The sequence below is a fragment of the Roseovarius sp. genome (assembly GCF_965228755.1).
Lineage (GTDB): Bacteria > Pseudomonadota > Alphaproteobacteria > Rhodobacterales > Rhodobacteraceae > Roseovarius.
This window is the reverse complement of sequence record NZ_CBDDIG010000005.1, coordinates 1,002,657-1,020,122: the sequence shown is the minus strand read 5'-3', so window position 1 is coordinate 1,020,122 and position 17,466 is coordinate 1,002,657. Positions and strand designations below refer to the sequence as shown.

General features: G+C 59.7%; 26 protein-coding genes. All 26 read right to left on the bottom strand.

The annotated features are described in order from the left end of the window. Window positions 1-2: 2 nt before the first annotated feature. Window positions 3-494 carry a hypothetical protein gene (locus tag ACO07J_RS08550; protein ID WP_422028171.1) on the bottom strand — a complete coding sequence of 164 codons (492 nt, stop codon included), beginning with the start codon at window positions 492-494 and terminating at the stop codon, window positions 3-5. Then, window positions 491-871, bottom strand: a complete 381-nt coding sequence (locus ACO07J_RS08545) for a hypothetical protein (protein ID WP_422028169.1) — start codon at window positions 869-871, stop codon at window positions 491-493. The genes ACO07J_RS08550 and ACO07J_RS08545 overlap by 4 nt, the downstream gene beginning before the upstream one ends. 62 nt (window positions 872-933) lie before the next feature. After that, window positions 934-1,251 carry a hypothetical protein gene (locus tag ACO07J_RS08540; protein ID WP_422028167.1) on the bottom strand — a complete coding sequence of 106 codons (318 nt, stop codon included), beginning with the start codon at window positions 1,249-1,251 and terminating at the stop codon, window positions 934-936. A 64-nt stretch (window positions 1,252-1,315) separates the two neighbouring features. Beyond that, window positions 1,316-2,317 carry a N4-gp56 family major capsid protein gene (locus ACO07J_RS08535; protein WP_422028165.1) on the bottom strand — a complete coding sequence of 334 codons (1,002 nt, stop codon included), beginning with the start codon at window positions 2,315-2,317 and terminating at the stop codon, window positions 1,316-1,318. A 36-nt stretch (window positions 2,318-2,353) separates the two neighbouring features. Further along, window positions 2,354-3,322, bottom strand: coding sequence for a hypothetical protein (locus tag ACO07J_RS08530; RefSeq protein WP_422028163.1), 969 nt, complete (start codon window positions 3,320-3,322; stop codon window positions 2,354-2,356). Between the two features lie 122 nt (window positions 3,323-3,444). Beyond that, window positions 3,445-3,693, bottom strand: coding sequence for a hypothetical protein (locus ACO07J_RS08525; RefSeq protein WP_422028161.1), 249 nt, complete (start codon window positions 3,691-3,693; stop codon window positions 3,445-3,447). Further along, entirely contained in the window at window positions 3,693-5,966 is a 2,274-nt protein-coding gene (locus tag ACO07J_RS08520) for a portal protein (protein WP_422028159.1), read from the bottom strand. The genes ACO07J_RS08525 and ACO07J_RS08520 overlap by 1 nt, the downstream gene beginning before the upstream one ends. A 57-nt stretch (window positions 5,967-6,023) precedes the next feature. Further along, on the bottom strand, window positions 6,024-6,791 hold the full coding sequence (locus ACO07J_RS08515; RefSeq protein ID WP_422028157.1) for a hypothetical protein: 768 nt from the start codon (window positions 6,789-6,791) through the stop codon (window positions 6,024-6,026). Window positions 6,792-6,793: 2 nt separating this feature from the next. Beyond that, complete coding sequence (locus ACO07J_RS08510; protein WP_422028155.1) at window positions 6,794-7,150, bottom strand: hypothetical protein; 357 nt, start codon at window positions 7,148-7,150, stop codon at window positions 6,794-6,796. 13 nt (window positions 7,151-7,163) lie between these two features. After that, a complete protein-coding gene (locus ACO07J_RS08505) occupies window positions 7,164-7,781 on the bottom strand; it encodes a hypothetical protein (protein WP_422028153.1) in 618 nt (205 codons plus the stop codon). Between the two features lie 15 nt (window positions 7,782-7,796). Beyond that, window positions 7,797-8,585 (bottom strand): terminase large subunit domain-containing protein, encoded by a 789-nt coding sequence (locus ACO07J_RS08500; protein WP_422028151.1) that lies wholly within the window; start codon window positions 8,583-8,585, stop codon window positions 7,797-7,799. A 90-nt stretch (window positions 8,586-8,675) separates the two neighbouring features. Next, a complete protein-coding gene (locus ACO07J_RS08495) occupies window positions 8,676-9,371 on the bottom strand; it encodes a hypothetical protein (protein WP_422028149.1) in 696 nt (231 codons plus the stop codon). Between the two features lie 237 nt (window positions 9,372-9,608). Further along, complete coding sequence (locus ACO07J_RS08490; protein ID WP_422028147.1) at window positions 9,609-9,776, bottom strand: hypothetical protein; 168 nt, start codon at window positions 9,774-9,776, stop codon at window positions 9,609-9,611. A gap of 217 nt (window positions 9,777-9,993) precedes the next feature. Further along, window positions 9,994-10,479 (bottom strand): hypothetical protein, encoded by a 486-nt coding sequence (locus ACO07J_RS08485; protein ID WP_422028145.1) that lies wholly within the window; start codon window positions 10,477-10,479, stop codon window positions 9,994-9,996. Between the two features lie 312 nt (window positions 10,480-10,791). After that, a complete protein-coding gene (gene nusG, locus ACO07J_RS08480) occupies window positions 10,792-11,352 on the bottom strand; it encodes a transcription termination/antitermination protein NusG (RefSeq protein ID WP_422028143.1) in 561 nt (186 codons plus the stop codon). Further along, complete coding sequence (locus ACO07J_RS08475; protein WP_422028141.1) at window positions 11,353-11,523, bottom strand: hypothetical protein; 171 nt, start codon at window positions 11,521-11,523, stop codon at window positions 11,353-11,355. Between the two features lie 4 nt (window positions 11,524-11,527). Beyond that, window positions 11,528-11,764 carry a hypothetical protein gene (locus ACO07J_RS08470; RefSeq protein WP_422028139.1) on the bottom strand — a complete coding sequence of 79 codons (237 nt, stop codon included), beginning with the start codon at window positions 11,762-11,764 and terminating at the stop codon, window positions 11,528-11,530. 1 nt (window position 11,765) lies between these two features. Next, on the bottom strand, window positions 11,766-11,945 hold the full coding sequence (locus ACO07J_RS08465) for a hypothetical protein (RefSeq protein WP_422028137.1): 180 nt from the start codon (window positions 11,943-11,945) through the stop codon (window positions 11,766-11,768). A gap of 265 nt (window positions 11,946-12,210) precedes the next feature. Further along, window positions 12,211-12,477 (bottom strand): FaeA/PapI family transcriptional regulator, encoded by a 267-nt coding sequence (locus tag ACO07J_RS08460; RefSeq protein ID WP_422029743.1) that lies wholly within the window; start codon window positions 12,475-12,477, stop codon window positions 12,211-12,213. Between the two features lie 134 nt (window positions 12,478-12,611). Further along, window positions 12,612-14,039, bottom strand: a complete 1,428-nt coding sequence (locus tag ACO07J_RS08455; RefSeq protein WP_422028135.1) for an AAA family ATPase — start codon at window positions 14,037-14,039, stop codon at window positions 12,612-12,614. A gap of 14 nt (window positions 14,040-14,053) precedes the next feature. Further along, window positions 14,054-14,356, bottom strand: coding sequence for a hypothetical protein (locus ACO07J_RS08450; protein WP_422028133.1), 303 nt, complete (start codon window positions 14,354-14,356; stop codon window positions 14,054-14,056). Then, the gene (locus ACO07J_RS08445; protein WP_422028131.1) at window positions 14,349-15,089 is read right to left on the bottom strand and encodes a hypothetical protein; all 741 of its coding nucleotides are present in this window, start codon (window positions 15,087-15,089) and stop codon (window positions 14,349-14,351) included. The genes ACO07J_RS08450 and ACO07J_RS08445 overlap by 8 nt, the downstream gene beginning before the upstream one ends. After that, window positions 15,086-15,544: a RusA family crossover junction endodeoxyribonuclease gene (locus ACO07J_RS08440; protein ID WP_422028129.1), complete on the bottom strand. Its 459-nt coding sequence runs from the start codon at window positions 15,542-15,544 to the stop codon at window positions 15,086-15,088. The genes ACO07J_RS08445 and ACO07J_RS08440 overlap by 4 nt, the downstream gene beginning before the upstream one ends. Beyond that, window positions 15,541-16,407, bottom strand: coding sequence for a DNA cytosine methyltransferase (locus tag ACO07J_RS08435; protein ID WP_422028127.1), 867 nt, complete (start codon window positions 16,405-16,407; stop codon window positions 15,541-15,543). The genes ACO07J_RS08440 and ACO07J_RS08435 overlap by 4 nt, the downstream gene beginning before the upstream one ends. Next, window positions 16,407-16,568 carry a hypothetical protein gene (locus ACO07J_RS08430; RefSeq protein ID WP_422028125.1) on the bottom strand — a complete coding sequence of 54 codons (162 nt, stop codon included), beginning with the start codon at window positions 16,566-16,568 and terminating at the stop codon, window positions 16,407-16,409. The genes ACO07J_RS08435 and ACO07J_RS08430 overlap by 1 nt, the downstream gene beginning before the upstream one ends. After that, window positions 16,565-17,332 carry a DNA-methyltransferase gene (locus tag ACO07J_RS08425; protein WP_422028123.1) on the bottom strand — a complete coding sequence of 256 codons (768 nt, stop codon included), beginning with the start codon at window positions 17,330-17,332 and terminating at the stop codon, window positions 16,565-16,567. Before ACO07J_RS08425 ends, ACO07J_RS08430 begins: the two co-directional genes overlap by 4 nt. Between the last annotated feature and the right edge of the window lie 134 nt (window positions 17,333-17,466).

Sequence of the window (17,466 nt, the reverse complement as noted above, 5' to 3'; positions counted from 1 at the left end):
AATCAGGCGTATTGGAACGGGTAGGACTTGACGACACGCGGCGGCTTGAGGCCGCCAAGGCCGTTCCCGTCATAAGGCTCGTAGATGAACTCCTCGGCATTTTCGAGGACTTCGGCGTACTCGACCGGAATCTCGACAACCTCGGCACGGGGGATGTACATGATCCGACCGTTCACGCCCACGGGGACAGGTTCCTCGCCACCCGCCTTTTCCTGGGTGGGAATCAGGATCTTGACATACTCACGGTCCTTCCCAGCCGCGTCTTTTTTCATGAATGTGCGCCGGCCCTTGCTGTCGGCCTGTGCAGCCTTCACATCCGCGCTGGCCATGTCGAACAGCGTGATCGTGTCGGCGTGATAGCCCGCTTCCTTGATCTTGCTGCGAAGCTTGTCCGCGCCTTCCCGGCCATCGAGATCAAGCTGAAGGATGGTCTTGGCGAACTCCCGGAGTTCCGCCGGTGCCGCCTCTTCGATTTTCAGTGTGCGCTGTTTCATTTATTGACTCCAATGACGGTGATTTCGTGATCCGAGTTGCGGAGGGCGTCGAGGGCGGACACCGGAATGTCTGCTTCCTCGCCCTCCTGCAGCGAGAGCATTCCGAAGCCATGCACGTAGAAGGGCAGAGGGCTGGCATCGCTGGCATCCAGACGGACGCGGACCATGCCCTGCGGGATGTCTTCAAGTTCGGGCTCACCGCTCAGGATTTCGGGCAGGAGAGCATCCCGCTCCGACGCCTTGATTTGAGCAAAGCCCGCATCTTTCAGGGCTTTGTTCAGCGGCTTCATGTTGGGGGTGCTGTCATCTCCGAAGTCATCGGGCGACAGCGTTTTGAGCGCAGCGGCTACCGCGGCTGCGTCAGGCTTGTTGGCCATCGGTCAAATCCTTTTTGACGGATCAAAGGAACCGGGGGCCGAACAGCCCCCGGCAAAGGCGCTTATTCGGCGCCAAGCGCGATGTAGTGAATCACGTCAGACGACGCGTTCATGTCGCTGTCAGCGCCGATCGTGAAGCCGGTGCTGTTCGTGGCAACGGAACCGGCATACGCGCTGACGCCGTTCGATGTCGGGAACGTCATGGCAACGGCATCCGTCACCTTGAGCATTTCCGCATTCGCCATCGTGTCGGTCCAGACATACAGGCCCGGATCGGTTTCGTTGATGATCACGACGACCTTCGGCTCAAAGCCGACCTCGACGTTGATCGCAGACCCCGTACCAGTGACGGTGCCCGTAGAGATATGACCCTTGAACATAAGAGCCTCCATTTTGGGGGGTGAAAGAGAGGGGCTAACCGGATCGGCAGCCCCTCATGTCAGATCAGAGATCCGTGACCGCCACGTCGAGACGCGCCATCCAGTTCTCATTGAGGCGAACGCAGACAAACCACGTCTTCCAGCCGACATAGCCGCGCTGGCCGAGGGGGTCGTCCTTGGTCTTCTGCCCCACGGGGATGATCGAGGGAGCGACGGCGCCCTGACCGCGAAGCGCCACGTTGCCGTAGGCTTCCTTCCCGAAGTACAGAACCGGATAGACATCCACGTTGGAGCCGCCGGCGCTGACCATGCCGTTCAGGGTGCCGCTACCGGACGCCAGAACCGGGTCAAGATCGGGCGACAGGATGTAACGCACATCCTCCACGCTGCCGATTTCCTCCTCGCAGACCGGCTTGCGCTGGCCATATTCCGCAACGGGAACAAAGCCGGCGAGGCCGCGAAGGTCCGCTTCGAGGTCGGTATGCGCCACGCCGATATACGACGCCTCGATCGCGCGGGTTTCATAGCCCGGCGAGGGAGACAGCATCCGCGTGATTTTCATCGCCTTCTGAGCCTTCAGGGCACGAGTGACCGCGCGCTGCTTGTTCAGGGTGATCGGCGTACTCACATCGCTGCGGCTGGTTCCGTTCGCATAGAAGACGTTGCTGCCAGCTTTCAGCTTGGCATAGCAGAGCGCTTCAATGGTGCGACCGATGTTTTCACCGGCCTGAACGGTGGCATCCTGAAGAACAGGATCCTCGTGGGTGTCCTCGATCACATCCGTGATACCGACGACCATGCCATACTGTTTCAGTTCGGCAGATACATCTTCATACTCGAATGCGGTCGTGTTGGGCGTCACGCCCTCCACCAGAGGTGCAGTGACCTCGGTGAACACTTTCGGGCGCCGGAACTTGACCGAAGTCGAGCTGTTCTTCGGCATCCGCTTTGCCACGCCGAACTTATCAAGAACGGTCGTAGCCCCAGCAAATTTAAGCATTTCCCGCGCCGCCCAAACGTTTGTACGCTGGGAAATGTTGGTGTCAGTTGACTTGGTGATAGTCATGACAGTGCTTCCTTATGCACTGGCCCCAAGGACAGATCAGCCTTTAGCTGCATCCATCTTCTCGAAATAATCCCAGATAGCTTCCGGGTCATCCGTATCCGGCGGCCCGCGGCGAAGAGCGCCCATGCGCTTGTTGCTGCGAGACGATCGAGCGCCGTCCAACTGGCGTTGGCGACGGTCTTGAAGCCGATTTTCCTGTGAAGGTTGAGGTTCGGGGGCATCGCCCTGTGCGTCTTGGAGGGCCTGCTTGAATTGGCTCACGAGATACGCGGTCCCGATTCCATCAACGATCTGCTCCCGGTTTTCCGTCCAGATGTCGCGCAGCTGCTTGGGCTGGTCGTCAATCCATTCACGGAAAGCCGCGCCGTGCTGGCGTAGCGTTTCCCACCCGTCAGGGTGTTCTTCCTCGAATTTGCCCACCTCCTGCTCGACAATGGCGTCGAGGCGGGATTGAGCATCCTGGCGCTGCCGCTCCTCAAAGGCTGTCCAGCGGCCTTCACGGCTGTCCAGTTCCTTGATTTTGTCGACCAAAGGGCCGACGACATCGCCATACTCTTCACGAACGTTTTCGAGGTGCTGCTCCAGTTCCTGGCGCTTGGAGGGATCGTCGCCTTCCCCGTCAGCCGAGCTCACGCTGGGCTGTTGGAGTTGTTGGGTGAGGCGTTCAATCTCGCGGCGACTCGCCGCAGTCCGTCCTTTTTCGCTGTTGAGCGCGTGTTTCAGGCGCTCTACCTGCTCGCGCAGGTCTTCAGGGTTATCCTTGGTGTCGTCGTTTTCCGGCGCGGCGGCCCGCTCGTCATCTCCCGAGGTGCCTTGATCATCCTCGCTCGGATCGCCGTCTTCGCCTGTTTCCGGGTGAGGCGCATCGTCCTCATCATCCCGGCCAGCGAAATCTGGATCCAGCTTATCGAGTTCATCCCAAAGCTGCTCGTCAGTCTGTTCCGCATCAGCGGCTGCATCATTCACAGCGGCATCATCGCGGCCTTGCAGGTCGTCGTCCTTCATTCTGTAACACCTTGATTAAGTTGACGTTTTGCGCTTCCACGGGGGAAGGGCTCGGTCGTGCCGCACAAGCGGCAAGCGGCGGCCTGCATCTGCAAGCGGCCTACTCGGGGTCGAAGGTCTGCTCAGTAGAGCGGGACGTTCGAGCCGAATTCTGTCTGTTCGTCGTTCCCGATATCGTCGGGGATACGCGCTGCCCTCAGAAAGTCGCGCAACTCGGAAATGCGCCCGCGCAGCTTCGCGGTTTCCGTCTCCGTCAGGTCCGCTTCGAGACGGCGCTGGTATTTCTCAATCTGCCCGACCGCGTGGCGCTCGATGGCCCGCCAATCGCTGCTCTCATGCGCGATCAGCGCATATAGCGGCGTATCAGCCATCAGATGGCGCCTCCGCTGCTGTCACCCGTCCGCTGCTTCATGGCTGTTTCCACCGCCAGCGAGCGGTCCCTCTGCTCTGCCGTGATGCGGGCGGCCTCTGCCTTGTCATTGGCCTTGGATTCAGACTCGGCCCACTTGGTCTCAAGCTGCTCCCGGTTCATGTTCAGGCGTTCGGCCAATTCATGCATCTTGGCATCGAACTGGCGATCCGCGATATACCGGCGGGCATCCCACTCCATGTTCGATATCTCGATATCCTTGTCCATCTCGCGCTCTTTCAGATCCAGCTCACGCGACTTGTTCTTTGCCTCTCTCTCGGCCTGCTGCTGTTCCGGCGTCTTTTCCTTGGCCTGCTCCGACTGGAACTTCTCGAACTCACGATCCGTTTTGACGATCTCGTCGGTCGGAACCATATGCGCGCGGAAGACTTCGCGCAGAAGGTCGCCGTGCTTCAGCATCGGGCCATACACCGGGTGATCACCAAACATCTGCGCGATCATCACGAGGTTCTGGGCCTGCATTTCCCGGACCAGGAGAACACTGGACCCGCGGGCGACAACATCATAATCGCCCTTGATTTCATCCTTGTCGGAAAACTGCATGTTCCAGTGATAGAACCGTCGGATCAGCGGCGTCGTCATGTCGTCATCAAAGTTCTTGACCACACGGCGGAACACCACGTTGGCGCTGTTCATCAGCATCGCCATACCTTGCGCGGTTTTGGTGACGCCCGTGCCCTGCTCGCCCTGCGCGATCTGAGGCATCGACGTGACTTCATCAATCGACTGGCGGGCCATCTCGATGATGGCGGCAAGCTGATCCTGCTGTGTCGGGATATTGTATGTTTCGAACGCCGGGACCGAAGGATTTGCCTGTCCTCCGCTTTTGCGCTTCCACATCTTGCGCGGTTCCAGCGTTGAGATACCGTTGTCGGGTTCCACCTGATCCGGGTCGTATACGATCTGGGGGCCGACCGTCAGGCCGGCATTGTCCATCATCGCGCGGTGCGAGGCATTCACAATGCTCTGCTCGTTGCGCATCAGCCACGGAATGCCGTAGCCAAACAGGCTGCCCTCGTCGCGTTCGAGGTTGAATACGGAGTAAATCGGCTCGTTGCTGTCCAGCGGGTGAAGTGCAAAGGAAAGCACCTTGCCCTGCGCGAACCAGATTTTTGCGTGGAACTCGACAAGCGGGTCGGCGTCTTCGACTTCTGCCGCGGTCGAGTCGTCCTCGAATGCCTGCGACAGAAGCATCATGTCGTCATGGTCAACCGGACCAGTATATTCCCAGACATGAAAGTATTCTTTCGCGGCGTCGGTCTGCTGCCCGGTGAGATTGACCAGTTCAATGAGGTAGCTGGGCGATCCACCCCGATCAGGGCCGTCCGTCAGGAGTGTCCGCACCGTGTCATCGTCAATATCGGGGCGCTGCGCCAGCTTGCGAAGCTGGGTCTTCGTCATCAGGTGACGCTCGAAGAACCCCTCGCTGTCCTCGACGCGCCGAGCATCGGGGTCAGGGAAGAAGCTCCAAGGATCAACCCGGTGCGCCGCGGGCATGTCGTTGGGCTCGCGCGTCAGTTCGTAGACTTCCCCACCCACCTTCTGGAAGCGCGTCTTCATCCGCTCGCCCAGAACCGGACCCTTGATCACGCCCATGCCGATCTTGCAGGCATCCTCGATGGCATCCCGCGCCTCAGACTGGTAGAGGCAGGTCTTGAACTGATCGTCAATCTCCTCCTGCATCAGCCGGGCCCGGCGCTTGGCTTCCTGCATGACCTCCTGAAGCTGGTCCGCGGCCTGCTGTGCCGCGTTCTTTTCTTCCTCCGCTGTGTCCGCAGCCTGTGCGGCCTGCATGCGCCCTTCCTGGTCGCCCTGCGCGTCGGCCTGCTCCATCTCCGCCTGCGCCGTCATGGCCTTCTTGTCGGCCTCATAGACCTTTTCCAGCGCCGCTTCGGCCTGTTCCGTCAGTTCCGGCACCGGCGTAGGTGACACCGACCAGTTGCGGTCATCTGTCGGGAACAACAGGTCCACCAGCCGGGCAATCATCGAGTTTGTCTTGGGCCGGGTGAGGTTCACGAAGACCTTGCTGCTGCGGTCCTTCTTCAACCTCTCCAGCAGCTTTTCGTCGTATTGGCCGTTATACTGCCGCAGATCATCCAACCAGCGCTCTTCAACGTGGAGGCGACGATCGACCCGGCGCTTGGCCTCCTCCTCCATCTTGGCAGCGAAGGCTTCCAGCGACTCCAGCATCTTCTGCTGCTCGCTTTCCTCCATCTCGTAGGTATCCTGCCCCTCGTGGCCCTTGACTGCGTGTGCGCTCATAGCCATAGGTCAGTACCCCGCCGTCTGGTCCGCGATCTGGTAGGCATGCTGGCCCGTGGTATCCACCGGTCGAACGCTGGCGATCTGATCGAAGGTGGCGATGAGGTAGCGCATGCAATCCATGAGGTGGTCGTCCTTCTTGACGATCTTCACCTTCTCGACGCCGTTCTCGTCTTTCTTCTTGACCCGGTGATACATCCGGTATTCCTTGAGCGTCTGGCTCAGCGTCGAAAACAGCTTGATGCGCCCCTGCACCAGACCGGACCACACACGGTAGATACCAGCGTCCACCGCGTTTTCCGCCGGCACCAGCTTCAGCCCCAAATTGCGGTATTCCTGGAAGAGCTGCTCACCATCCCTCTGGCTTCGTCCGCGACTGGCCGGGTCTATTGCGCCCTTGATCCACTCACCACGCGTCTTGATGGCCGAGGCATGCACCACCGGAAGCGCCTCGCCCTGCTTGTATTCCCCGTAGAGATAGATCACCCCATCAGACGGGTCTTTCGCGCCCCACATGGCGGCAGTGTTTTTCCAGCCGACATCCATGGCATAGGCGCGGGGCCAGTAGTCCGGTATCTGGAACGGCGGGACCGTGATTTCGCTCTCATGAATGGGATAGATGGCGCCGGTGCCGAGATTCGGAATGCCCTTTGAGCGTGCATCGCGCAGGTATGGCTCAGTCCCGTCCAGCAGTTCCTGCTGTGCCTCCGGGCTGATATGTGGAACATCACGCCACCCCGCCTGCACCATGTAACGAGACTTCGACACCTCACCCACGGTTACATGTTCCCCCGAGCGATTAGTGTGACATCAATGTCCTGACTGCCGCCCCCGCCGGAGGTGGATGGCCTGATCTTGACAGCGGATGTCGAGAATTCCGCAGAGCCCGCCGAAGTCATGGAGATATCAGACCCATCCAGATCCTTGAGCGTGACATAGTTGGTGCCGTCCCACGACCCCTGCATCACGACCGTGGCGCTGTCGAACGTCCCGGTGACTTGCACACCGCAGACCAGCGCGGACAGGCCAGCAGGCTCCCAAGCCGCACCGTCGCTGTCGCTGTTGTCGAGGGTTTCCCACACGACCTCGATGGGCTTGTCGTAAGCCCCATCGTAGCTAGGTTTGATATCAGCCATGTTAGCCTCCCAATCAGGCGCTGTAGCCCCAGAACTCGATCAGGAACTTGCCGGCGGTGTAGGTGGCGTTTGTCCCGTCGCCGGACCCGACGAGATACAGGAACTCGCCATCAGCCGGGAGGCCGGTCAGGCCCTTGGGCGCAGTGGCTCCCGTCCAATCTGCCGCGGCAGCCAGAAGCGCGGTTTCATCCAGCCCGGTAATGGCTGCGTCCTCGGTGCCAGTGGATTCCACCGCAGAATACAGGTCGATATCCGGCTCACCGCCCGTAGGCGTTTCCAGACAGGACATGCGGCCCCCAATCAACGTACCGTTTCGGGCCACCGTGATTTTCCCGAGGTGACAGTTGGCCTCGCCGTCATCGCCGATGATGTCGCCGGCGGCGTTGGAATTGAGCCCGGTCAGGTCGATGAAAATCGAAGTCCAAACCAACGGCCCCATCTGGATCACACCGGCCTTGTAGGTCTCGGCAATTCCAGCGATACCGCTGCCGGCCTCGACCTCCAGTTTGTTGTAGTGCCCAGTCAGGACGTTATCCGGGCGCATTGCCATGGGATGGCCGTCGAGATGGGTGAGGATACGATCCTCGCTCGTGAAAACAGTGCCCGCGGGGGCGCTGGGGTAGCTAGGCATAGTCGATCTCCTTGATCAGATACCCGGTCGCATGTCGTCGGGCAGGAATTGCAGGACCGTCTCGCTCATGCCCTCAAGCGGCGTGAACGTCAGCATGACGAGCCCGTTTGTGGTTGCTGTACGGATTAGACACTCGCCATACACATCGAGCGGGCATTCCTCGTCCAACCAGATCACATGTTGCGACGTGCCCTCGAATGAACCGCGACCCTGTTGGTAAGACTTGAGCCCCAACGTGGACCAGCCGCCCGAGACGTGCCGGACACGAACCGTATCCACCAGATCAGTGATACCCTGCTTCCAGGTGATGGCGCCGATGGCATGACCGGGAATGACGCCGGTCCCATCCATCGCCTTCCGCCCGGACCTGAATGCTATCTGGCCGAGAAGCGTGGCCTGAACGATATCCCGCGTCGTTTCGTTCCACTTGCCCGCCGCCCATGCGCGGATCGGGCGGTTGAAGCGGCGCCCCGGCCACCAGTCCGGATATTCGCCGGTCAAGTGACAGGCCATCTCGTAGCCGCCTGCCGAAAACGTTTTCCCAACTCGGTTGGCCGCCATGAAGCAGCGTTCACGATACTTCTCGCCAGCCTCGAAGAATTCGAGATGACGTTGATACTTCTCGCGGGCATGAATGACGCCAGTCGGGAAGTATCCATGCATCGCAGGAGGTGCCGGTGAATCCTCGTCCGGAAACAGGCAGTAGAACAGCCGCTGTGCCTTGCGCTCGCCTATTGTTGTCAGAGCCGGGATGGCGCTTTCCAGAGCCCAGCGGCGTTGAGCGGCAGTGAGTTGTGCGGTCATCTCACCCCCCAAAATGTTCGATTTGTGAAAGGCATTCACTCAATTATAAGTGTCTGCCCGGAGCAACATGTTGCCTAAGTGAAAGAACGGCTAGTGAATCGCCTGCTCGCCACTCAAAAGCGCCGTCACATCATCGGGGCTCAGACCCGCCGCCTCTGCCGCAGTGCGAAGTTCATGCAGAATCTCGGCGTCGTCCTTGTCGGCAAAGTGGTGATGCACATCCATCTGCTGGCGATTGCCGAAATCGCCGCGGTTGACCCGCTCCATGATCCACTGCCGCGTCTCGATGCGCAGCTTGGTCCTCTGCGGCATCTCCTTGATATAAACGGGCTGACCCTTGTCATTGAGGCGAACAGTGCCATCCTCGTTGCGGGCTACATCCTGTTGAATATCGTCAGCAATGGTCAGGATTTGCTCAGCCCAGGCCCACGTCTGATCAACCCTCGCTCGCGCAATAGCCTCCGAAAACTCGGCGTGGTCACGCTTCCAATCATAGATTGTCGCCTGCACCGGCATATCGTCCATTGCGGCGATTTGGTCGATTGTCTTTCCGCGCGACAGCATATCGCAGATGCGGTCCGACATATCCCTGCTGTATTTCGTGGGCCGTCCATCGTTCTTGGCGTACTGCTCTTTATCAAGCTTTGCTTCATGCTTGTGGTAGCATGCTTTCGCCTTTGATTCCGCGCATCCGATGGCTTCCGCTATTGCCTTCCATGTTTCACCGGCTTCGCGCATATCGTATGCTGTCTTGCAGTCAGCGTCTGTTATGCGCTTTCTGGGCATGGCGGATCCTGTTTGATGTTGAATGGCCCGTTATGCCGAGTGGCTACCTCGGCAATCGTTAGACCGGGTGAGCAAGTCGCGCCACGGGCCAACCGCGCGCCTGAAAATCTTCCCACGTCTGCTATTCACCGCTACCCAAATGGTGCGCGTCTCCGCGGTGTTAACGACTAGCGCATAGCAGCGCTGAAAGATGTGGGTGTGTCCTTGTGAGGGAGGGAAACGCAGTGGATAGATGCGTTACTGTAACGGCGACTTGGCCTTGTCCTCGATGTCGTCCATGATTTCCACGAGAGCAACGAGAAGCGTTGATGGTGTGCGGCCCTCTTGCTGCCAGTCTGCCAGTAGATCGCAGATGCGGTCACGGGCTTCGTCTAGGTCGTCTTCGTCAAACTCGATGATTTGCAAGGGCGACACCAGTATTATGTGCATGGGCAGGAGTTGGGTTTACCTGCACTGGCTATCCGACTACCTGTCTAAATCGCCAGACCGACTGTTTGCTGCTAAGCGAGGGGGCTACCCTCCAGCCATACCTTTCCGGGATCGGCGCCCGGATGTTCAGTCACCATGCGGTTCCACGCCGTCGCGTGAACTCAAAATTGAAAATGCAGAAGCACCGCGCTTTCTAGTCGATTGCGCTGATGCGGTCCCGTACATCATCACCGGCCTTCCGGTGCTTGTTCGCGTCCGCAAGGTTGTCGCCGGGCGTGCCCCAGAGAAGATGCGCGGGATTCACGCACGACAAATGCCCGTTCCCACATTTGTGGCGGACAATCATTCCCTCGGACTTCGGCGTGCCAATCGTAAGTAGCGCCATGTATCGGGCCGCTGCGATGTTGCGGCCACAGAAGCTCACCGCAGCAGGTACGCTCGGCTGAGCAGCGGGGACAAATAAGCATTCATCGCCCCGGTGGCCCCTATTGCGCTCCACGAAGTCCTTGATGCTGTCGAACTTAGATATCCGCCCGCCCAGAACCTTCGCACGCCTCACGCGCTTAGCCTTCGCCCCTGAATATTTCGCCTGCTCCCCGCCATGCGGCTCCTTCTTCGGGCCCCACGACAGGTTGTTTTCTGCGATCCATTTTCCGGCTTCTGTGCTGTGCTTTCTCAAGACATACTCCAAGGTTCCGCGACAAGGCATCGGCTATCGCCTATAACCTCATCTTTCGGGTCTTTGCCCTTGCAGCACTGGGGGCCCCTAGCAATTGCTTAAGCCGCCGATAACAGCACTTGACAAGACACTACCACATGGCGCGATGCCGTGCAACTACCCGTTGGAGGGTTGCAATGCGGCTTGATTATCCCGACAAAAAAAGGCATCATCTAATTGTTCCGTGAGTGGTGGCCGCACTGCAACTGTGGTTACTGGAATTCGCCGAGGCACATGTTGGGAGATTTGTGTCTCGGCCCACCCACAAGCTTTTTACCCACGCGCCCTCACCTTATCCGGCGCCACATCCATTTCCGTTGTGCGACCGAAAATCGCCACCTCAACGCGCAGCTTTGCGAAATCGTCATGTGCCCGGCGGATCACGTCCTTGAACTCGGCATGGAAGCCGTCGAACGGCCCTCCCAGCATTTCCAACGCTTCACCGGGGCGATACTGGCACACATACTCGCTGTTGGCCTTCCTGCGCTGCATGTCGGCGTATTCGGCCTCTACGGCTTCCTTGAACTGCTTCAGGCCGTAGCGGGGCGGCCTGCCGTTCATGGCGGGCATTCCCTCCAGGTCCAGCCTTGAGAGGGGCACGGGCTTGCCGATCACGTGTTTCATGTCCACCACGTCCCGCCAGTAGATTGCCGGGATGACGCAGAAGATCAGCTTGTGAACGTAGGGACGGTCGTACCAGACAGCCACGCGCTTTTCCTTGATGTACTTGCTATCGAGGCGGCGCGGCACCCACGGGTGGAGGCCGAGGGCCTGTAGCTCCTCCTCGACCTCGAATTCCTTTCGGCGCGTCGTGTTGATCGCATAAGTGTTCATTCACTGCCCTTCCCTGATTTCTCTTGCCTTTGCCATGAGAGCGTCGAATACCGCCGCCTTGTCGCTGTCCGTCTCGCACTTCGCATGGATTTCCCCGGCCTTGCGGAGAAGCCTGTCCAACTCCTTGCGTATCGTGCCTGTCTTGGTCTGGTGGCGGTCTAGCGCTGTCATGAGGTTAGCCCCGTTCCTCGAAGTCGCGCCCCTTGCAGTCGAACTCGAAGGCCGTGGAGCAGTATGTGAAATGCTTGACGCAGTTGGCGAAGCGCATGCTATTTGCTGTGGACGTATCCTTCCGCAGACCGAACCATCCGAACTTCCGGAAAGACTCCGCCTCCATGAAAAACCGACAATCCACGCAGGAGGGTGTTCGTTGCGCGATACGCTTCAGGGCTTCCATCGCTACCGTGGTCATCTCATGTCTCCTTCACTGGTGGGTTGTTCGCCCCGTAGGGGCAGAGGTTTTCCGGATCACGCCCGAAGGCGATGGCAACGCAGGCATACGCATAGCCCATGTCCAGACGGGCCTGGAACGTGCCGCCCTCGTTGCGGAGTTGCTTGCATTCGGCTATCTGGTCGCGCTGGTCGGGGGTCATTCGTCCAGTACCTCGCGGACCTTGACGGTGAACCTGCCGTAACTTGATTTGCACAACTGCCCCGTTTCAGGGTCTGCCCACCACTCCCTCGGCTCCCGGTGTTCCTTGGTGACGCGGAACAAAATCGGGCCCTCCCATCGGTGTGAACTAGCGACGGCGTTAAGACAGACGGCCCCGTTAGGATAAGTAACAGTAACTTCCGTCTCCGGATGCACCGGGCACTCTCCCCCGTTCCATCCCCACCAATTCCCATCGTTGTAGTTGGTCATTCCACTACCCTCCAAGTTGCCGGAAGCAGTCGCCCCGGCTGTGTTTTCGTGACCCTCCCGAGCCGTGAAAGAACCGACAGGTAATAGCCGGCCCGGTCACGCTGAAGGCCAAGCCGACCGGCAACCTCCCGCGTGGACGAAGGGCCGTGCTCGCGAAGATCAGCCAGCACCGCCGCCCGGTTTTCCTCGGCGGTCCTCGTAATTCCAACCAGCCCGTTGGTGCCGGCGGGCAGCTGTCCGTTAAGCCCAATCACCCGGTGCATGATCCGGGCAACACATGCCTCGTGCCGGGCTGCGATGTGGGGAGAGGCGCCGAAAGCATCCACCAGGGCCGGGCGGGCTGGCCTGTCGTGGTTGGCCGGGACAAAGCGGCGGTGAGATTTCTGTGATGCGAGCATTAGCGGCCTCCATATTTTGCGTTGGATTGAAACTGCGTGTAGGTCATCGCGTCGGGGTAGAAGGACAGGCGCATTGACCCGCACTCAAAGCCGTAAAGCTGCGTGTCGCGAACCTTCCATGTGGTGATCCGCACCCAACGCTCGCCCTCGTCTTCATCCTCCTCCTGGTGAACGCTGAACCCGAGCGACGGCTTGTTGAAAAACGCCGCGCTGTCGGCAATGTCGTAGCCCGTGGGGCTTCTCGGCTTGCCTTCGGTTCCCATCTTCCGGGGGTGCGCAATCAGGCAGATGTGGCAGTCGTACCGCTCCGCCCACGTCCTGATCTGCTGAAGCGCCCAATTGATATAGGCGGTCATGGATTCGCCGGGCTCCGGCAGGTGCTCCAGCTCATTCCACGGGTCCACAAGGATCAGTTTGCAGTTATCCCGAACCGCCAGCGTGTAAATCATCTGGCGCAGCCATTCGATGTTGTGTTCGCGCTTCTCGAAGGTGCGGTGAACAATCCGAAACTGCCGATCCAGTTTTGCCGCCAGCTCGGCCTTCTGCTCCACAGTGAGCCTGTCCCACGGCTGCTTGGCCCGCAGGCGGCTCAGATGGTCCCTGATGCGGTAGGGGTGCGTCTCGAACGCCAGAAAGCCCACGCGGGCGTTTTCATGCTCCGCAACGTGGTGCGCCACGAATGTCGAGAACGTGGATTTCCCCGATCCCGGCGTGCCGGTCCCAACCGACATGGCGCCGACCTCGAAGGCCAGCCCGTTGTCATACGGAATAAGCCCGGTGCGCAGAACGCGGCGCTCCGGCATGGGCGGAAGATCCGATATGCCGGTGATGAACCCGCCTTCCGGGTCGATCCGCTTGGCTTCCGTCAGGCACCGCGCCAGCTCGCCCTCGCCATAGGTGCAAAGAACCTCGTTGGCGTCCTTGCACCCCTCGGGCCACGTCACAAACCGAACGTCATGGCCGGCGAGAATGTTTGCCACGGCTTTCGGCAGAGATTGCCCGGCTTCGTCGTTATCCCCCGCCACGATGACATACGGGCTTTCCCGCAGCCGGGCCTCCTCTTTCAGGAGGCAGTCCCGCTTTTCACCGTCTGCGGCCCAACCATCGGGGAGAGATACCGCCCGCGAGTGGCCGGCCTGCATGATCGACAGGCAATCAATCTCGCCCTCGGTGATGACAATCGGACCCTCGCCAAGCTTCAGAACGTCTTCGTTGTAGAGCCCCCGAGAAACACCGCGCGTTGACCGCCAATCCTTTTTCTCGACCGCGCGGAACTTAGCAGCGTAGGGCTTGCCGTCCTGACGATACGGGAACGCGGCGGTTGCCCCGAGACCCGGAATATCCTTCTGCACGACGCCCATGTGATCCAGAACGGCGCGATCCAGCCTCCGAACCTCTTGCAGCCATTCCATCACGTCTTTGGTCAAAGTATTCCCCTCCGCTATGCCCGCAGTGCCAGCAATGCCAGACGATCCCGTCCCCCTTGAACGTCACGCTCAGACACAGGTCGCGTTTCTTCTTTCGTTGCGGGCTGCATTCCGGGCAGGTCGTGCGCTGCGTTCCCGCCTGCCGCCTGACCTCGATCCCGTTGTCCCTCAGAATGTCGCTTGCGGATTTCATTCACTGCCTCCCATCGCTGATAACCTTGGCGGCGCGCGGCTTCCGTCTCCGCCTGGAACCGGCTCATGCCGTCGCAGTATTCGAGCCATGCCGCCGTGTTTTCGTACTGGTCGATATCAAGCATATTCCTGCACCCACCCGTCATAGTGGTTGACGTAAACCTGCTTGCGACCGTCCGGCGTGGTGCGGGTCTGGCCAATTTCGGGTTTTGCCTTCTTGGCCCTGAACTTCAGGCACCCTTCGATGAATGCCACCGGCTCAATCGCGCCTTCACGCTTTGCTCTGCCGAGCGCAGCAATAACCGCTTCGGTGCCGTGTTCTTTCCGCCACTTGCCTAGCAACATGCGGGCTTTCCTTTCGGGGATGCCTGATGCTGTCAGGTATTGAATGCCGCTGTCGAAAAGCACTTTGTCAGGGTCGAGCGCGTCAGCGCTCCCTACGGGAATATTGTTTCCTTGTTCTTCTTTGTCGCTCTTTTGTTTCTCTCTTGTTTCTGTTTTGTCGCCCACCTGCTGATATTTGTCGTAATTACAAAGGGTTATTTGTGTCCGTTTTGTCTTCGTTCCTGTCCCGGTTTTTGCCACGCTGACTTGCACAATTCCGTGGGCTTCAAGTTGCGAAAGGAACGTCTGAACCGCCTTGACACTCCAACGCCACTTCTGGGCAAGGAACCGGAGAGAGAAGCACATGCCGCCGCGCGGAACCGTGTAGGGCTTCCCCCCTATGTCCACCGGCGTTGCCTTGTAGGCGGCGCTCTCAACGATCCAAACCCAAGCTTCCCGCTTGGTGTACGGCTGCTTGGACTCGAATATTTCGTGGTCCATCCAGCCGCGCTTCATTGCGTACCATCCGCTCATTTATCCTGCCCCTTCACCATTTCAGCGGCTATGCTGCCGATAGACCGCCAGTTGTCCTCTGTGCCCTTCGGCTCCACGTGAACCACTGTCCGCGCTGTCGGACCCCAGACCTTGCTCACCGTGATCTCCGACACTTGCCCGTCATCCGCCCATGCGATACGGTTCAGTGCGTCGAGGATGCTCTTAGCCATGTTGTCCAAATCCGGGCGCTGCGTGTGCGGGCGGTTTAGATGCGCGGCGGTCTTTTTCTTCGACCAGCTTTTCGGCGGCTCGAAGCTGGCGCGGATGATGACGCTCACCGGCCCGGTAAGAGGCTCGGGAAAGTGCTGCATAGCTATCTGCCCGACCGTGCGCTCAAAGCTGACGGTTTCCTTGGGGGTGTAGACCCTGCCCTGCCGTGTGGCGCGGGGGCGCTGCTTGGCGAAGGGGCGGCCCGGTATCTCGAATGTGGTCATGCGGTTGCCTCCGCTTCCAGGATGGCGCGGCCAATCATCTCGGGGATTTGAGGGACTACGGCGTTTCCGCACGCTCCAACTCGGTCCACCCAATCGGGAATCCCATCGCGGCTTCCGCGAAAGAGGGGTGTAGGTAAATCGGATCGTCCGCGCAGATCCTCAGCCCTTCGCACATCTTTGCACCACGAAAATGCGGAGAACCCCGAAACCTGTTGCGGCTTGCGCCCTTCGGCTCGTTTTTTCCGATCGTGGGCAAGAAAAGCCGCTTCACGGCAGCGGGGAAGCCATTGCGTAATTCGTGGATATTGAAGTTCCCGCGCTTCTGGCTGTCGTTGTGCCTTGGGGTAGGCAATAATCCAGACGCGCTCTCTAAGGTGTGGAGCGCCCAAGGCTCCAGCCGGAATGTTTTGCCATTCGACATCATACCCGCATCCGGCCAAGTCTCGGAGAACCTTGCCAAACCATTCGCCTCGTTGCTCGCTAGGGCCACTAAGCAAGTTTGCGACGTTCTCCAGGAGGACGTAAGATGGTCCAAGACTGCTAATGAGCCGAACAATTTCGGAGAATAGCCCGCTTCTAGTCCCTTCACCCATTCCGGCCCTTTTCCCGGCGAGGCTGAGGTCTTGGCACGGGAATCCGCCCGTGATGACATCGACTTCAATTCCGTCTCGGGCCAGAGTGTCTGCTGTGAGGTTTCGGACATCTTCATAGATAGGCACCTCCGGCCAGTGTTTTCTCAGAACCTTGCGGGGGAATTCCTCGATTTCGCAAAAGGCGACGGTTTCGAATCCACCCGTCCGCTCAAGACCAAGGCTGAAGCCGCCGATACCGCTGAAAAGGTCGAGTACGCGAAGCTTGCCCATCACATCACCTCCAGCCTGAGAGCGGCGTGCTTGGCCTCTCTGAGCGTTTGCAGGGCGGCTGACATGGACCGCGTGTCCCGGCGGTCATGGGCGGCGGTGTACGCGCGCTCTGCGGCCTCTATGGCGCGATAGGCGCGGCGGAGACGGAAGCGGCGGATCATAGATCAAACCCCTCCTGAACGGCTTGCTTGGGAGGGGCCACAAAGAGGTCCGGTTGCCGGTAAGCTTCCTCGACGCGCTTGCAGGCTATGTCGAAGTAATCCTGGTCAATCTCTATGCCGATGCCCTTGCGGCCCAGCTTGGCGCAGGCAACCAAGGTGGTGCCGCTGCCCATGAAGGGATCGAGGATGGTGTCACCTTTGGCCTTCTGGATCGACCAAGACATGACCGCGACAGGCTTCTGCGTGGGGTGCTGCCTGCCCGGCTCAGAACGTGGCGCGTCAAACACGCGAACCACGCTGTCGAAGTTAGTCCATGCCAGTTCAGCTTCCGCTAAGGTAAACCCGCGCTCAGGCTTGTTCCACACGAGCCAGCAGCGAGATGGAGGCAGGGGGAAATAGTTGCCGCCCCAAATGACGACGCGCTTCCCAGCAGATAGCAGAACGGCGCATTCATTGTCTCCGAGCGCTGCGGCGTCCCATTTGTTGCGAACGGCCTTCATGCCGTCCTGATTTCCCCAGCCGTGGCCTTTGCCGCCCTGCCACTTGTCGGCTATCCCATACGGTGGGTCAGTCACCACGGCATCAACCGCCCCAAGCTGCGGCATGATTTCCAGGCAATCGCCCTGATACAGTTCACACCCGCCGCCCGGAAACACCTTGACCCGCTTCAGGCCGGTGATGGTGTCCATCAGCAGTTCTTCCCGCTTGGCGGCAATGCCGACGAGGTAGCTGTCTTGAGCGTCCTGTTGCCAGTCGTATGTCACCCCTTCGCCCCCTTCACCCACGGCGCCTTGGGCAGGGAAACGGCGGTCTTCCTGCGGTTCAGCGACCTTGCCTGTGCCTCACGGGTGCGCTGCTCTATGGTGTGGGTCTTGCGCTGGCGGTGCATCCATATGGG

Bases quoted from the DNA above. Each gene is read 5' to 3' on its own strand.
- ACO07J_RS08465 (WP_422028137.1), bottom strand. From the start codon at position 11,945: ATGACCCCCGACCAGCGCGACCAGATAGCCGAATGCAAGCAACTCCGC.
- ACO07J_RS08520 (WP_422028159.1), bottom strand. From the start codon at position 5,966: ATGGAGGAAAGCGAGCAGCAGAAGATGCTGGAGTCGCTGGAAGCCTTC.
- ACO07J_RS08450 (WP_422028133.1), bottom strand. From the start codon at position 14,356: ATGCTTGATATCGACCAGTACGAAAACACGGCGGCATGGCTCGAATAC.
- ACO07J_RS08475 (WP_422028141.1), bottom strand. From the start codon at position 11,523: ATGACAGCGCTAGACCGCCACCAGACCAAGACAGGCACGATACGCAAG.
- ACO07J_RS08460 (WP_422029743.1), bottom strand. From the start codon at position 12,477: ATGCACCGGGTGATTGGGCTTAACGGACAGCTGCCCGCCGGCACCAAC.
- ACO07J_RS08550 (WP_422028171.1), bottom strand. From the start codon at position 494: ATGAAACAGCGCACACTGAAAATCGAAGAGGCGGCACCGGCGGAACTC.
- ACO07J_RS08430 (WP_422028125.1), bottom strand. From the start codon at position 16,568: ATGATCCGCCGCTTCCGTCTCCGCCGCGCCTATCGCGCCATAGAGGCC.
- ACO07J_RS08470 (WP_422028139.1), bottom strand. From the start codon at position 11,764: ATGACCACGGTAGCGATGGAAGCCCTGAAGCGTATCGCGCAACGAACA.
- ACO07J_RS08495 (WP_422028149.1), bottom strand. From the start codon at position 9,371: ATGCCCAGAAAGCGCATAACAGACGCTGACTGCAAGACAGCATACGAT.
- ACO07J_RS08440 (WP_422028129.1), bottom strand. From the start codon at position 15,544: ATGACCACATTCGAGATACCGGGCCGCCCCTTCGCCAAGCAGCGCCCC.
- nusG (WP_422028143.1), bottom strand. From the start codon at position 11,352: ATGAACACTTATGCGATCAACACGACGCGCCGAAAGGAATTCGAGGTC.
- ACO07J_RS08435 (WP_422028127.1), bottom strand. From the start codon at position 16,407: ATGGGCAAGCTTCGCGTACTCGACCTTTTCAGCGGTATCGGCGGCTTC.
- ACO07J_RS08505 (WP_422028153.1), bottom strand. From the start codon at position 7,781: ATGCCTAGCTACCCCAGCGCCCCCGCGGGCACTGTTTTCACGAGCGAG.
- ACO07J_RS08510 (WP_422028155.1), bottom strand. From the start codon at position 7,150: ATGGCTGATATCAAACCTAGCTACGATGGGGCTTACGACAAGCCCATC.
- ACO07J_RS08500 (WP_422028151.1), bottom strand. From the start codon at position 8,585: ATGACCGCACAACTCACTGCCGCTCAACGCCGCTGGGCTCTGGAAAGC.
- ACO07J_RS08540 (WP_422028167.1), bottom strand. From the start codon at position 1,251: ATGTTCAAGGGTCATATCTCTACGGGCACCGTCACTGGTACGGGGTCT.
- ACO07J_RS08530 (WP_422028163.1), bottom strand. From the start codon at position 3,322: ATGAAGGACGACGACCTGCAAGGCCGCGATGATGCCGCTGTGAATGAT.
- ACO07J_RS08535 (WP_422028165.1), bottom strand. From the start codon at position 2,317: ATGACTATCACCAAGTCAACTGACACCAACATTTCCCAGCGTACAAAC.
- ACO07J_RS08525 (WP_422028161.1), bottom strand. From the start codon at position 3,693: ATGGCTGATACGCCGCTATATGCGCTGATCGCGCATGAGAGCAGCGAT.
- ACO07J_RS08545 (WP_422028169.1), bottom strand. From the start codon at position 871: ATGGCCAACAAGCCTGACGCAGCCGCGGTAGCCGCTGCGCTCAAAACG.
- ACO07J_RS08445 (WP_422028131.1), bottom strand. From the start codon at position 15,089: ATGAGCGGATGGTACGCAATGAAGCGCGGCTGGATGGACCACGAAATA.